A 15,416-nucleotide genomic window follows, 5' to 3' on the forward strand; every position below is an offset into this window, starting at 1 on the left:
GCTCCCTTTCATGCCATTTTTTGCTCAACCTTTCTGACTGCTCGTCAACTCACAACTAGTTAATTTTGAGTCCCCACTTCATAAAAAGAACGCTTCCCGCTGTTCACTAATGCCAATTTGCAATCTGCAACTGTTCGACTTTCGATTTGCAACAACAGCAAACCTTCAACACTTACCACCTCACAACAATAACACCTAAACCATTGATGTAAAACAAAAATAAAAGTTGGCACGGCTTTCGCTTTATCCAAGTACGAGTACACTGATATCTAATCCACTAAGCGAGGCCATTATGATGAAATTTGAAGCAAAACCTAACATGCGTGCCAGCCTTGTTCGTCTTCCAGAAACAATGGTAATGGCTCAAACACCAACTTATCGTGCGGCAATTATCGATTATATCGACCGTGGTAATACCCGACTAGCCATCGATATGAGTGAGCTGCAATACATTGATTCGAGTGGTTTATCGATTCTTATCTCGGCTCGTAATCAAGTCAAAAAATACTGTGGGGAAATTGTACTGCTTAACCCTAACCCAAGTGTAATGGCGCTACTTGAACTCACTCGTTTACATCACATCATGGATATTTATCAAGACGAGTCCCAAGCTTTGATCGACCTGAGATTTAGCAAGACTACCAAACAAGCAAGTTAGTTAGCAGATGTAGATTTTCAACTAAAACCAACAAACGGAGATGGCACATGAGCTTATTTAACCCACTAACCAAATCGCTATTTAAGCCAACATTGACCATCTTCGTTTGTATGGGATTAACAGCTTGCGTAACGCCAATGGCGCCAACCCAAAATAATATTTGTGAAGCAGACAATCAAAGCGCGACTCATATGACTGTCGCGAATTCACAAGCAGACACAGCGCACTCAAGCAACTGCCACTATTTTGGTCAACACACCCCGTACCTACGGACTCAAAGTGCGCAAACAGATAAACTAATCGCGCCGTTCGAGTCTGCAAAAACAACCGATTTACCCGTCACTGTGGTAACGACAAACGCACAAACAAATCAAACCTTGACCTTATCAGCAGGTGATAAAATCGATATCAAAATCTTAAATGGTGAAGACTTTAGTCAAGCTGTTGAAGTAGATGCCGATGGCTTTATCTATCTACCCTACCTGCCAGCAATTAAGGCGAAAGACTTATCTATTGCTGAACTGAATCAAGCAATTAAACAAACCTTGATTAATGAAGACATGATGCGCGCCCATGCAATTCGTATAAGCATTTTACCTATCAGCTGGGCGCCGATTAATATCATCAGCTCAGGCGCACTGTTTGAGCCTGGTCAGCACATGATCAACAAAAAACTTCCCGTTGAAAATATCGATGATGGTAGTAACTATAGTGGTGATTTAGCCAGTAACCGCTCGATTGCAGCAGCGCTAAAATCATCTGGCGGTGTGCGCCCTGATGCAGACTTGTCTAGAGTGACGGTAACACGTGATGATAAGGTATTTTTACTCGACCTAAGCGGTATTTTATCGGGAGAGCAAACACAGGAATTCATGTTGGTGAGCGGCGATAGAATTCACGTGCCTAGCACTTATCGCTTTGACGACAAGCTAGTTAGACCATCACAAATCACGCCACCTGGTATTAGAGTGTTTATTTCTAATCTGACTCAGCCAGCAAGTTCAAACAGCCAGTCAGCAGTTGACCGTGAAGCCACTCGCTTTCCTTATGGTACCCGTTTATTGAATGGTGCTATCGCGGCGAACTGTGTTGGCGGCGCTCAATCGACTAATGCGTCTCGATACGTGATTTTGGTGACTAAAAACCCACTTTCAGACGAGCTAGATGTTGTTGAACGCTCAATAGACGACCTAATTCGTAACGCATGGCAACCCAATTTTAATCCTGTATTACTACCGGGCGATGGTCTTGCTTGCTATGACTCTAGAATAACCAATGGCCGCGAGATATTTAGAAGCATCACAGATGTTGTGATCCCTTCAAGCCTGCTAGGCTGGTTATAAGGAGGCGTAGATGAGTAAAACTAACAAACAAAATGATGCGCCAGTTCAAGATGCAACAACTCATGATACGACAACTAGTGATGCATCAAATAATGCGCAGTTATTCGACTTAAATGAGCAGCAAGCACAGAAAACAGATACCCAAAGCATCACAGAGCTAGCCTATCTTTTATGGCTAAAACAGGCTGTTGTTGAAGGTAGTAAGCTAACTCATGCCTCCCGTAAACGCCTGTATTTTCAAACAGCTGCCGCTGCGTTGCTTGTTATCTGGGTAGTAGCTGGCATGCTGATAATTATGGCGCCAACGAAATATGTCAGTAAGTGGACAGTGATTTTACCTGGCAATGGCGCTGGCGCTCTGGTTAATCTTGAAAGTTTAGGCCAGGCAACAACTTCATCAAGCTCACCTTATTTAAGCTCTGCCATCGACCCTAGGGAGAACTATAAAGCGATTGCTAATAGTGAACTACTGCTTATTCGTGCAGGCCAACTTGCAGGGCTTGGCACAGGAAAAATTGAGAAACCAAAGCTTAAACTACCGACCCAAACAGGATTGATGGAGTTTAGTATTTCAGCCAAAGATCCAGCGACCGCTCAAGCAAAAGCGTGGGCACTATACCGTAGTTTACAAGCTATGTTGGATGATTTACGTGCTGATGAAGTTGCCATGCGTGAAAGCGGCATTCGCCGCGGTTTAAGTGGCTTTTCAAACAAAGTCGACTTAACTCAAAAAGCGATTTTGGACTTTCAATCAGACAAGGGATTAGTGTCACTAGACCAGTTTAAGGAGTTAGCAATCACTATCGAGCGTTTACGTCACAGCCGCGTAACGCAAGTCGCTAAACTAAATGGTTTAAAAGCAAAAGAAAGTGCATTGGCAACAAGGCTAAATACTGATGCAAAGCTTGCGGCTAAGCTATTGAAACTACACAACGACAAACTGATTGGTCAAATGGTCGCAAGTTATAACTTAATCCAGACACAGCGTCATGAAATGTCAGCGCATTATGGTAGTAACCATCCGCAAATGACAACCTTGGCCGCAGAGAAAGCTGAACTATATCAGGCACTAAATGATCAAGTTAACGCACTACTGGCAATATCTTCACAAGGGACTAGCAGCGCACAACTGGTTGATATACTCACCATTGATGATATTGATGGTCGTGCAGAGTTATTTGAAACCTTAATTGCAATCAATGCCGAGCGAGAAGGCCTAGAGCAAGAGCTTGACAAACTAGATCGTGAGATCCTTGAGTGGGAGCAACGTCTTGAATACAGCAATGACGATGCAGCTAAGCTTGAAGATTTGCACCGCGAGCACCAACTTGCCACTGCAATTTTAACTTCAGCGATCGCCAAAATGGATGTTAGCAAAGCGGACGTGTTTACTGCTTACCCTATGTTACAGTTGCTTTCGCCACCAACATTGCCTGCAAAGCCAAATAATCTAACTATGATTTTATTGGTTGTGGCAGCACTTGGCGCCTCATTAATGTCAATCACAGGACTGTGCATTTTATGGATACGCAAACCCTTACTCCGCAAAATGTTGACGAAAAAGCCGTCTATGGCGCAATAGTCTTCAGCCATGTGTTCTGGCTACTTGGAGCGCTTTACGCCATAGCACCAATTCTCGCGTGGTTGCTGTTTATAAAAATGGTCAGCGCTAAGATGTATCGCCAACCTCTTAAAGCGCTAACTGGCCTGCACTACCTATGGTTTGTTGGTATGTGCTTTATGTTACTGGCATTGGTGATTGGCCATCTTGAGCAAGGGTTAGGGATTGCCAAGTTAATCAAGTCCAGTATAGGTTGGGCTAAAGGTTGGGCGCTTTTGGCAATATTCCCAGCACTAAGTTGCCTCAATATCCGCGTAGAGATCATCTATCGCGCCGCATGTAAGGTGTGTAAATATACTGTCATGCTGTTGCCAGTATTCATTCTTGCCTGGCTAGTTGGCTTACCAAAGACGCTGTATGTCTCACCACTGAGTATCATTGGAGGCCCTGGCCCAGAGTTCTTTTCAGTCAGCTTGTATGAAATCGACCCTGGCAGTGGCTTACCACGCTGGCGACTCTTTACCCCGTGGGCACCAGCACTTGGCATGCTTGGCAATTTGTACTTTATCTTTGCACTGCAAGAGAAAAGCTACAACTGGCGCATGTGGGGTATCGCAGGCAGTTTATTGATGGTGTTAATGAGCGGCTCTAGGCTTGGTATTGTGTGTTACATCACCTTGTTTGGTTATTTTAGCTGCTTGCACTGGGTTCGCTCGCCTGTCATGTACTTTCTAATAAGCCCAGTGCTGTTGGCAGCTGGTGCTATTGGCGACAAAATTATTGAAGCAATCACAGGCACCATAACGGCTTTTAAGTCTGCAAGGGCTGACTCAAGCCGCGTACGTGAAGCACTTGCAGATATCGCAATTGAACGCTGGTGGAACGAAGCTATCTTTTTTGGTCACGGCATAGTGCATCGCGGTCCCCATATGGTCGAATACATGCCAATTGGCTCCCACCACACCTGGTATGGTTTATTGTTCGTTAAAGGCATTGTTGGTGCAATCGCACTATTCGTGCCGATGATGCTAACCTTTTGCGCATTATTGCTGCGCATCTTCAACAGCCAAATAGCCAAGGTTGGGTTAGCTATTTTGATGCTACTAACTTTGTATACCTTTGGTGAAAACCTGGAGATCCTTGCTTACCTTTTCTGGCCAGGGTTACTGGTACTTGGTATGGCTTTTCATACGGAGTCAGACAATGAACAAACAATGGTAACTGGCTAACTTAGGATTGAATATTCATTTCCTCAAAGTAACTGTCAAGAGCAGATTTGAGCTTTACAGGATCAACTAAGTCCCCAAAACAAACCTTTAGCACTTTTTTACCATTTAAATTCTCATTAGACATAGAAATCGAAATGCGATGAAAACCACACATATAATCGCTTAAATCAAACATATCATCTACGTCATTCACAAACATGAATGCTTCACCGTCTTCGAAAAATAACTCATTGATTTTACTGTTCATGACTCCAACACTCGCTTTTAACAAACTCACTGTCTTCTGGATTTGGTTCAGGTCTATCTTAATATTATCATTTTCTCAACTGTATCATCAGCATCGCGTATTTTTAGCATATGGATTTTCACGTTTATCACCCTACCAATCAACGTTGTCAGTTTTATCCCTTATGTTGCTCTAAAGAGCATTGGCTCTTGTTCATATAAGTATCAACCATGATTTAATAGATAGGCTTAATTGCACCGGCAATATCACTCCAACGACACTCATACTTATTATCAACCTATGCGTCAGCTAACACTTTACAAAAAATCCCTTTACTTCATTAACATAGTGCTTCGCCGTAAAACCAAGGCCTAAATACCATACGGTAAATTAAGCTGCCAAAACTTCATCAAATGGTCACTTTTTCGCATTGCTTGAAGGTTTGTTCACTGCTAAGTTATTGATTGCTTGCCTAAGTTTCATCTAGCAGGGATAAATTTGGCGGCAGAGATTTTAAAGTAAAACAATAATTATTGCGCAACCATGGCTGCGCAAAGTAAAAACTTGTAGGAGATACAATGAGTGAAATAGAGGCAGGAAGCGGCCAAGAACAACTTAAAAACACCACCAAAATTGCATATATCTTATATTTGGTTAGCTTAGTGTTTGGTGTAACGAGCATTATAGGTGTTGTTATCGCGTACATTAATAAGGGCGAGGCAAAGGGCTATCTTGAAAGCCACTATCAGTTCTTAATTCGTACATTCTGGATTGGCTTTTTGTACATTTTCATCGGCACACTCACCGCCATTTTGATTATCGGCTGGTTCATTTTACTGTTTACCGCGATTTGGTTAGTCGTTCGCTGTATCAAAGGGCTTAAAGCACTTGATGCAAATCAGCCAATTGACAACCCAACTAGCTGGATGTTCTAAGGCGCTAATAGCAATTGACCATTAAGGCTAGTTGCAAAAGGCAAAAGGGCAATCATGATGATTGCCCTTTTGTATACTAGCTCGTTTATCCGACTTTTAATCTTTCTGCTATTCAGCCATATGCACTTGCTTAGCAAGCATTTGTTGATGCATATAGTCACACCACTTGTCTGTGCCGCGCTCAGGTAATGAAGCGTTTGACTGAATATCAAGCTTAAACTCAATTACGCCAAACCACTCGTCGCTACCAATGTCTGGGCCATGACCATGACCGTCTTGACTACTTAAACCTTGTTCAAGTTTCTCAAGAACCTCGTATGTACACGTAATGGGCTTAGCATTTGCCAGCAAACTAGGGTCGTCACTTATCGGAGAGCGCTTAATTATTGGCTCTTCACTACAACCGACCGTGAGCAGTGCTACCAATGCTAAGGTCAACACGATCGTCGTCACAAAAGTTAAATTTACAGATCTCAAATGTTACCCCTAACACCTTGCTCGCTTTGATCTTCGAAAGCGCTTAACAACCTCAGTCCTTCACAGTCCATGCAATTTGCAATTTGCGAACAATTTGCAATTTGTTTGCAACACTCAATATTTCTGGCTACTTGCGGCATGAAACCAAACAGCTTAAATCATTAAAAAAAATATGAAAACCTTTTAAATACAATACCTTGAATGGTCAGCGTCAATATTGGCACGAAACATGATAACTCAATAACATGTCACTAAGCTATTAGCAAAATCGTACAGTTTAAGTCATCAGCAGATTCATATAGCTTAAGCCGTTAACAACGTAGCTTTTATGCCGGTCATCGTAAACCACAGATGCTAACAAGACTAATCGAGAATGTAAGGAATTGTTATGTTTTTAGCCTCAAAATGGCAAACTTGCCGTCAAACCAGTCAACGTGCGTATAGCCAGGCTATCGCGGGCTTTTCTGCACTTGGCAAAAGTATGCTTTGGTTAGGCAGCGCACAATTTAGTGGCCGACTAGTTCGGGTTGTTTCTAGCATTTTACTGGCGCGAATTTTTACGCCAGAAATCTTTGGTCAGGTTGCCATTATCGTCACCAGCTTTGAGCTCATCTGTACGCTTACCAGACGCATTACCTCGGTCACCTTAATCCGCATGAACGATGAAGATTTTGCTAAACATTTAAGTAGTGCCAATTGGGTCAACATCATCGTTTGCGTTTTTGCGTTGCTATTGATGGTCATCGTTGGCTTTGGGCTTGTTTACTATTACCAAATGCCGTCACTGCTTTGGCCCATGATCGTCATGTCAGCAAGTTTTCTATTGCTGCCCTTAGGGATGAATTACGCCACTCTAAACCTTCGCAACAACAAGATGCGCATAGTTGGTCGTGCCAACCTTTGGCAAACAATAGCCGATGGCGTATTAACCGCACTACTGGCCATAGCAGGCATGGGAATTTGGGCAGTTATCATCCCCAAAGTGTTGGTCATTTTTGTATGGATAGCCGTTCATCGTTATCAAAATCCACTGCCCTCGCACGGCAGTGCAAAACGCGAGTGCCAGACTGGCTATTTATCAGCCAAGTTCAATACTGCGAAGTCACAGTGCACTATGTTGCTTAGAACTGGTGTCCCCGTGGTATTAAGCGATGTCGTCATCGCCTTAAGACAGCATATTGACTACTTGCTAATTGGCTACTTTTTGGGGTTAGAAGCGCTAGGTGTCTACTTCTTTGTTTACAACATTAGTCTAGGAATAAGCCTAGGCCTAGTTAACAGTTTTGGCACCGCATTTTACAGCTATATCTGCTCACACAGCAAAAGCAAACTTCAGGCATTAAAGTCCGAGAATACGCAAGACTGTCAGCGCAGAAAATTCATCAATAGCAGCTTTGCCATCATGGCTGTCACCAGCGTCATTATTATTAGTCAAACGGCACTAGCTCCTTGGTACGTGCCCTTTATTTACGGTGACAAATGGTTAGCTACAGATGCCTTGAGCCTGTTTACCTTTTTATGCTTGAGCGGGCTTACAAGACCATTAGCAGAAGCGGCAAGCCAGTTGTTATTGGCAAACAACCTGGGCAAGCTCAACCTCAAAATCAACTTATTTTTAACAGCGACGCTAGCCGCAGCCATCATAGTAGGAGCACAAATATCCACGCTCGCGGTAGCGCAAGCTGTCATGCTGTGCTGTTTAACATTGATGCCAGCAGTGTTCTATTTCAGCTACAACAAGGTTTTTCGTACTAACGCTCACCTTTCGATAGGAGAATCATTATGAGTGCAAAAATTTCAGTGGTAATGCCAGTCTACAATGTAGAAAAATTCGTAAAACAAGCGATTATTTCAGTATTAGAACAAACGCTTACAGACTTTGAGCTACTAATCGTAAATGACTGTGCAACCGACAATAGCCTGAGCATTTGTGAGTCATTCTCTGATCCGAGAATTCGTATCATTAATCATCCTGTCAACCGCGGCTTAGCTGCGGCGCGCAACACAGGTATTCGCCATGCCATCGGTCGTTATGTCGCCTTTATCGACAGTGATGATCTATGGCATCCAACTAAGCTTGAAAAGCACGCCAAGCATTTAGATGACAACCCAAAACTTGGCCTTAGCTTCTCTCGCAGCGCGTTTATTACTTTTGACGGTGAACCGATGGATTTTTACCAAATGCCAAAGCTAACCGATATTGATGGTGCGCACTTACTATGTCGCAACCCTGTGGGTAATGGCTCCGCACCAGTTTTGCGTCGCAGTGCATTAAATGACATTCGTTTTGCACATCATGGCAAGCAAGCATATAGCTGTTACTTTGATGAAGACTTCAGACAATCTGAAGATATTGAGTGCTGGTTTAGATTGATCACTACAACTAAGTGGAAAATGGAAGGCTTACCTGAGCCACTAACCTTTTATCGCTTAAACCATGGTGGTTTGTCTGCCAACTTATTAAAGCAGTTAAAGTCTTGGGAGCAAATGGTTGCAAGGGCAAGGATATACGCACCTAAAGTGCTAGCGAAGCATGAGCAAACAGCTAGAGCATACCAACTAAGGTATCTTGCAAGACAAGCCATTCGTATTAACGATGGCAAAATGGCTGCAACTTTAGTTACACGCGCACTTGCGACCTCACCAAGAATCATCGTTGATGAAACTAGCCGTACCTTCACGACATTGTCGGCAGCATACTTACAATGGTTGTTACCTCAATTTTGCTACCAGTATTGTGAGCAACTAGGACAACGTATGATTGGTAGCTTGCAAAAGTATCGTATCAACCGCGAAGCCGGTACAAAAGTAACCAATTCGCTCGGTAAAGCAGATAGTTAAGTCAATAACTAAACCGATAACGAAGCACATTACTTGAATGATTACGACTATGGTTCTTTCAATCCTCACTGATACAAGCACTGTAAACTAACTTACCCTAGATTTTAAGTTAACAGTGCTTTCTATCGTTCAGCTTGCTTTCATATATTGGTAAAGCAAGGTTCTTGCTTGTCGCTAATAATTTTTTGCATAGGCGTATCTAAATTCGCAGCTTGCAAGATGCCTATCAAAACTATTCGCAAATTCAAAAACACTTCAATACCTTCAACTATCAGAAAGCTTAAAAATCAAAACAAAATTAATAAAAACAGCGTATTAATAAACATGGCACATTCTTAGCTTATCTACTGTATCAAAGTACAACTACAGCTAAGCAGAGGTCATTATGCGTACTCATATTAATCAAATAGCCTTCAGCATTCGGGTATTTGAAATCATCAGCGCGATGATGCTTTTAATCGTGCTTAGCCCACTATTGATAGTCAAAGCACTTTACTTACTCGCTCGAGGAGAGCAGGTATTCGAACAAATCCAATTTCACGGTCACATGAATATGTTCAACCAGTATCAGTTCACACGTGGCAGATTCTCAGGTATTTTGCATCTGTACAATGTCCTGACTGGTGACATGGGTTATGTTGGTAGTAGAGCTCAATATGCAGTGATTGAAGCAACGCCTTATACAGTGCGCCCTGGTTTAATGTCATTTGAGAAAATGCATCAACAAATGGGCATTTGTTACGACAAGTTTACTGACGATCCTCACCTAAATCACAGTATTGGCAACTACTTAGTCACTCTTGGTCGATGCATCATCGGCTACGCCCTAGCTTCAACCAAATCAAAGCTCAGCATTGAACCACAAGTCATGACTGAACCCCAAACGGGCCCAAAGCCGGTTGAAAATAAGTTCGAGATATTTAAGGTTTGCATCGACAACCTGACGATGACGCAAGCCATCAACAGCGTGGTCAACACAGCTAAGGATACGCAACCCAACATATTTGAAGGGCTGAGTTCGACCCCTAACCAATGTCAGCAATTTTGTTTCGTAAACACTGACTGTTTGAATACTGCATACAAAGATGATGTATACCGCCAAACGCTAGCTCAAGCCAACAAGGTTTTTGCTGATGGCAGCGGTATTCGCTTAGCGAGTAAGTTATTAGGGTTTACCGTCAAGGACAATGTTAACGGCACAGATATGCTACCGCTGCTATGCCAAAAAGCAGCCAAGCAACAACTGCCACTCTTCTTACTTGGTGCTAAGCCAGGCGTTGCCCAGCAAGCCGCAAACAAGCTTGTTGCTGCCCACCCAGGGCTGAAGATCGCTGGCACTCAGGATGGGTATTTTGATGAAGCGAAAGTCGATGAGGTTATCGCTACGATAAATCAATCCGGCGCGAAGATTCTTTTAGTTGCCATGGGTGCACCAGCTCAAGATAACTGGATTGCTAAATACCAACATAGACTGCAAGTACCTGTTGCCATGGGCGTGGGTGGGTTATTCGACTTTTATGCAGAGCGAGTTAGCCGTGCCCCCGTTGCAATTCGTCAAATTGGTATGGAATGGACGTGGCGCTTGATGCAGGAGCCTGTGCGCATGTGGCGTCGCTATCTTATTGGTAACCCTTTGTTTGTTCTGCGAGTTATCGAAACAAAATTTAAACTGAAAACAGGTTTAGAAGCAGTAAGTAAAGCACTTAGTACAACGAGTACGCCGCAATCGGATGATGAAAAAGTTGGCAACGCTATTGAAACCAACCCAATTGGTCACTTTAGTCACCACAAATTGAAATATGCTTCACGTCGTAAACAGCGTTATTACTTAAAACTACTAGCAGCCAAAGTCGCAAAACGCAGCTTTGACATCGTCGCCTCCGCTATTTTGATGCTGTTATTAAGCCCACTGCTATTAATCACAGCACTGTTAATTCGTATTGAATCACCGGGCGCGATTTTATTTACCCAGACTCGTGCAGGGCTTAACAACCAGCCTTTTACCATGTGGAAGTTTCGCTCGATGTTTATTGATGCAGAAGCAAGGCTTGCCAAATTGCAACAGCAAAATGAAATGCGTGGTGGCGTGATCTTTAAAATGAAAAGCGATCCAAGAGTAACCCGTGTTGGACGTTTTATTCGCAAAGCCTCTATTGATGAGCTTCCGCAGCTTTGGAACGTATTTATTGGCGAAATGTCACTAGTTGGCCCAAGACCTGCACTACCTAGTGAGGTAAGCCAATATCAGCCTTCAGATCATCGCAGATTGCTAACTAAACCTGGCATCACTTGTATCTGGCAGGTTTCTGGACGCTCAGATATCCCTTTTGACCGTCAAGTAGAACTAGATGTTGATTACCTTTATAAACAGTCATTTACACAGGATTTTAAGTTGTTATTGAAAACCATACCGGCAGTTTTATTCGCCCGTGGAGCATACTAACTCAAGTAGAGCTTAAGACAATTCAATAACGTAGGCTGACTCATACTCACTAGGAGGTCGCATAATGCAAGCCATCATATTTGCAAATCGCAACGGCAATGAACTTGCTCCGCTAAACGATTACTTTTGCCCAGCACTTATGAAAGTGGCAAATAAAGCGGTTGTTGAGTACACCCTAGATAATTTGAAACAAGCAGGGTTTTCGCGCGCGACACTGGTAGCCGCTAATGACATCAGCAAACTAAAAGACCACTTACAAGACGGCAGCCGCTGGGGCATTGAGATTGACTATGTGCTGAGTAAACCCCAAGAGTCAGTCGCGTCCGTATTGAATAAACTCAAGCTTGATACTAACACCAAGAATTTATTGATCCGCGGCGACATGATTATCGCCGCCTCTATTTCAGAATATATAGAGTTGTGTCAGCACATGCCGAGCACCTTTATTAGCGCCAAGCTTAATGGCGCAAACCCCGGCATCTTGATGCTGCCTGCAGCGAAAGAACATCTTTCAATGCTGGACTGGCCGTTGACAGCTAACCATCAAGCAGCAGCGACTTGTGGGTCAACTGTAGAAAAAGCCAGTGTTAGCCAGATATTACATGGTGAGTGTTTCTACCTAGATAACTTCGCCAGTATCATCGCCGCCAATCGTTATATTTTGACGCATCCTCTAAAATTTACCTTATCAGGTAGGCAGGTAAACCCAAATAAAAACCAATGGCTTGAACATCAAGTGCATTTAACTTCACCGCAGCATTTCAATGGCAGTGTTGGTGCTTTTAGTCATATCGATGCCAACGCAAAAATCAGCGGTTATGTCAGCCTAGGACAACACACTTATGTTGGTGAATCGAGCATTAAAGACAGCATAGTGATGGACAACACCAGCATAGGTGACGGCCTAAATTTAGATAATATGATCGTAGTTGAAAACACCCTTATCAATGCAATCTCTGGTCAAGTTGTCACCATTCATGATGACAATATTATCGCAGCGGTTAACTCACCTACTCTACAAGGTCAACATCTTGCCCACCAAAAACCAACAGCTGCACATATCAATGGTGAGCAAACTGGGCTTAACCCAAGTCAAAGGGTCAGCGCAGGACAAAAGCTATGTTCATTAATGCTGCTGCTTTTAAGCTTACCGGTCATGGTGATAAGCATTTTTCAGGGCATAATGAAGGGTCAGCGCAATATTTGGATTAGCTACAAGGCTCAAGACAACCAAAGTGGCAGTATCAAAATGTTTGAGCTTAACTGCAAAAACCCTCTCGTGCGCCACCTTCCTAAGCTGCAACACGTACTAAGCGGCAAACTGCAACTGTTTGGCGCCGCTCCCGAATTAACAGACAAAGACGCAAGCTTTGATAGTTCAGCGCCGCAAAAACCAAACAAACGATACGGCGTTTTTGGTCCCGTACAGTTGTTTTTAAACAAACCACCTAAAGAAGAAGTAGATTTAATCGAGCTTGAATATGCCAATTTATCCCAATGGGGATACCTGCAAAAGCTGTTGGCAACCCGTTCTTAGGGCAAGAAAGACAAATCAGTTGCATTTAACCGTTTGAGGACAAGGCTATGAAAACTATTATTACCTACGGCACCTTTGATTTATTCCACATTGGCCATATTCGCTTATTCAAGCGCTTAAGCAAACTTGGCGACAAATTAATCGTTGGCGTATCAACTGACGAGTTTAATGCGATGAAGAACAAAGCGGCTTACTTTAGCTACCAAGAACGCCGAGAAATAGTTGAAAGCTGCAAATACGTGGACATGGTAATTCCAGAGCAAGACTGGCAACAAAAGCGCGGCGACATTATACGTTTAAACGCCGATATTTTTGCCATTGGAGATGACTGGCTAGGCAAGTTTGATGACTTAAGCGATATCTGTCAGGTCATGTATTTGCGCCGAACTCAAGCAATCTCCACTACAGAAATTAAGGCGTCACTAGCAACTTTTAATCCGGCTCAAGCCCTAAGCGCCTAAACTGGAAGTTATTAGACAGGGAATGCTTAAACGAAAGAGCTTGAGCAACAATAAACTATTGAACACTAGTCAAAAGGGACGAACGATGAGGTTCATGCAGCACATCCAAAGCAGCATAAAAACGATGATGACATTATCGAAGGCATCGCTTAAGTGGACTATTGTGACGGTTTGCCAAGCTTTAACCTGGATAATTCCACGTCAACACAAGGCTGTCTGCGGTTGTTATAAAAACAAGTTTGCTGATAACAGCAAGTACCTTTATTTGCACTGGCTGCAGCAAAAAAATATCAAAGCTATTTGGATTTCTGGCGACAAACAGCTGATACGTGAACTTAACCAGCAAGGTCTGACCGCCTACTACCGTTGGTCGCTATTGGGCGTCTTCCACTCGGTTACTGCTAAATACTATGTATATAACAGTTATATTGGCGATGTGAATCAATACCTTGCCAATGGTGCAGTTAAAATCAACCTATGGCATGGCTCTCCACTAAAGCGCATCGAGCACGATATTAACAATGGCCCGTTAAACCAAGTATTTAGGCCGCGTAATTGGCAACAGCATCTGATTGCTAATGGGTTATACCATCAGCAACATACTAGACCTGATTTGATGTTAGCACCAAGCCCCTTGGTTGAAGCTCTATTCTCTAGTGCATTTGAAATAAATGCTGATAACTTTCTACGCTGTGGCAATCCCCGTACAGACTTTTTCCAGCGCTATTCTCACCTTAAAAACAAACAGCAAATGCCAGAAACGTTAAAAAGCATCATTGATGCGGGCACAGCAGCAAGTGCTGTTAAGCAACCTCAGTTGGTACTGTATGCACCATCATGGCGAGACAGCTTACTAGATGGCAATGGTTCCAACCCCTATCTTGCCGCGATAGACTTTAACCAACTCAACCTGGCTCTTAAACAAAACAATCAGCTTATGCTATTGAGATTACACCCTAATGAGCAACATCTTGCCGCTGATTTTGGTCACCACGATCACATTATTGACATATCACACTGGCAAGATATTTATGCCATTTTGAATGACATTGACGTGTTGATTTCTGACTACTCATCAATCTTTATTGATGCACTCGCGAGCGACGCGCATTGTTGCTCTGCTGAAGTTGACGACTCACAAGTCGAGTTCGTGAATAAGAGAAAAACGGCCATTGCTTTGTTCAAGTTCGATGAGCAAATGTTCACTCAGGACTGCCGGTCACAATATGATTATGTTGCAAGCATGCCTGCGGTCGGCCCAACTTTAACGGATTTTGCGGCGTTAACTGAATATCTAGCACATGTAGCAAAAGCTAACTCAGAGGAGGAACAGTTACTAAACAAGAAGTTACAAGCTGAGCTAACTCAGATGTTCTGGCAGCATGGCAACATCTCAAGTTTCGAGGCTATAGACAATTGGTTAGCAAAGCAGCAAGGTCAAGCTCCAAGTTCTGAGACTCCCCCAAACTCCAGGTCTCGTTATCGCTCTAAAGGTAAGCGAGCCAAGTGGTGGCAAATTTACGGTTGAGCACTAGTAAGCTTTTAATTGTGTCACGCTAGAAACTGTGTAGCTAAGAGCTTAACGGCCAACCGTAATATAATTGCCAGCAACTTATGTCGTTACTGAGGTGCGGTATCGTCAAACGCCATTTCTAATTGAATAGGTTTTACTAACACCACCAAATATTGACAAGATTAATTAACC

The 15,416-nt window shown here is 43.1% G+C and carries 13 protein-coding genes; 11 read left to right on the plus strand and 2 right to left on the minus strand.

Features of this window, described 5'->3' with window-relative positions:
- Positions 1–292: 292 nt before the first annotated feature.
- Genes G3R49_RS14200 through G3R49_RS14215 form a run of 4 tightly spaced genes read left to right on the plus strand, consistent with a single transcriptional unit; the run spans position 293 to position 4,791 of the window.
- Positions 293–658: an STAS domain-containing protein gene (locus G3R49_RS14200; protein ID WP_242620252.1), complete on the plus strand. Its 366-nt coding sequence runs from the start codon at positions 293–295 to the stop codon at positions 656–658.
- Positions 659–705: 47 nt separating this feature from the next.
- A complete protein-coding gene (locus G3R49_RS14205) occupies positions 706–2,001 on the plus strand; it encodes a polysaccharide biosynthesis/export family protein (protein ID WP_167870134.1) in 1,296 nt (431 codons plus the stop codon).
- A gap of 10 nt (positions 2,002–2,011) precedes the next feature.
- Complete coding sequence (locus G3R49_RS14210) at positions 2,012–3,583, plus strand: exopolysaccharide biosynthesis protein (protein WP_210147230.1); 1,572 nt, start codon at positions 2,012–2,014, stop codon at positions 3,581–3,583.
- The gene (locus G3R49_RS14215) at positions 3,523–4,791 is read left to right on the plus strand and encodes an O-antigen ligase domain-containing protein (RefSeq protein ID WP_130602125.1); all 1,269 of its coding nucleotides are present in this window, start codon (positions 3,523–3,525) and stop codon (positions 4,789–4,791) included. The genes G3R49_RS14210 and G3R49_RS14215 overlap by 61 nt, the downstream gene beginning before the upstream one ends.
- A gap of 1 nt (position 4,792) precedes the next feature.
- On the opposite strand, the gene G3R49_RS14220 is transcribed toward G3R49_RS14215, so the two are convergent.
- Positions 4,793–5,038, minus strand: a complete 246-nt coding sequence (locus tag G3R49_RS14220) for a hypothetical protein (RefSeq protein WP_130602123.1) — start codon at positions 5,036–5,038, stop codon at positions 4,793–4,795.
- 557 nt (positions 5,039–5,595) lie between these two features.
- Here G3R49_RS14220 and G3R49_RS14225 point away from each other — a divergent pair.
- Positions 5,596–5,952: a hypothetical protein gene (locus G3R49_RS14225; protein ID WP_130602121.1), complete on the plus strand. Its 357-nt coding sequence runs from the start codon at positions 5,596–5,598 to the stop codon at positions 5,950–5,952.
- 108 nt (positions 5,953–6,060) lie between these two features.
- On the opposite strand, the gene G3R49_RS14230 is transcribed toward G3R49_RS14225, so the two are convergent.
- Positions 6,061–6,429, minus strand: a complete 369-nt coding sequence (locus G3R49_RS14230; RefSeq protein WP_130602119.1) for a hypothetical protein — start codon at positions 6,427–6,429, stop codon at positions 6,061–6,063.
- A gap of 388 nt (positions 6,430–6,817) precedes the next feature.
- On the opposite strand from G3R49_RS14230, the gene G3R49_RS14235 reads away from it, so the two are divergent.
- From G3R49_RS14235 to G3R49_RS14260, 6 genes are all read left to right on the plus strand, one after another.
- A complete protein-coding gene (locus G3R49_RS14235) occupies positions 6,818–8,215 on the plus strand; it encodes an oligosaccharide flippase family protein (RefSeq protein WP_167870135.1) in 1,398 nt (465 codons plus the stop codon).
- The gene (locus G3R49_RS14240) at positions 8,212–9,270 is read left to right on the plus strand and encodes a glycosyltransferase family 2 protein (RefSeq protein ID WP_130602115.1); all 1,059 of its coding nucleotides are present in this window, start codon (positions 8,212–8,214) and stop codon (positions 9,268–9,270) included. Before G3R49_RS14235 ends, G3R49_RS14240 begins: the two co-directional genes overlap by 4 nt.
- A 385-nt stretch (positions 9,271–9,655) precedes the next feature.
- On the plus strand, positions 9,656–11,713 hold the full coding sequence (locus tag G3R49_RS14245; RefSeq protein WP_167870136.1) for a WecB/TagA/CpsF family glycosyltransferase: 2,058 nt from the start codon (positions 9,656–9,658) through the stop codon (positions 11,711–11,713).
- Positions 11,714–11,777: 64 nt separating this feature from the next.
- Positions 11,778–13,250 (plus strand): sugar phosphate nucleotidyltransferase, encoded by a 1,473-nt coding sequence (locus G3R49_RS14250; protein WP_167870137.1) that lies wholly within the window; start codon positions 11,778–11,780, stop codon positions 13,248–13,250.
- Between the two features lie 47 nt (positions 13,251–13,297).
- Positions 13,298–13,711, plus strand: coding sequence for an adenylyltransferase/cytidyltransferase family protein (locus G3R49_RS14255; RefSeq protein ID WP_130602109.1), 414 nt, complete (start codon positions 13,298–13,300; stop codon positions 13,709–13,711).
- A 124-nt stretch (positions 13,712–13,835) separates the two neighbouring features.
- Positions 13,836–15,239: a CDP-glycerol glycerophosphotransferase family protein gene (locus G3R49_RS14260; protein WP_167870138.1), complete on the plus strand. Its 1,404-nt coding sequence runs from the start codon at positions 13,836–13,838 to the stop codon at positions 15,237–15,239.
- Positions 15,240–15,416: the final 177 nt, after the last annotated feature.

The organism is Shewanella sp. WXL01, from assembly GCF_012263345.1.
In the GTDB taxonomy this organism is placed as follows: Bacteria; Pseudomonadota; Gammaproteobacteria; order Enterobacterales; family Shewanellaceae; genus Shewanella; species Shewanella maritima.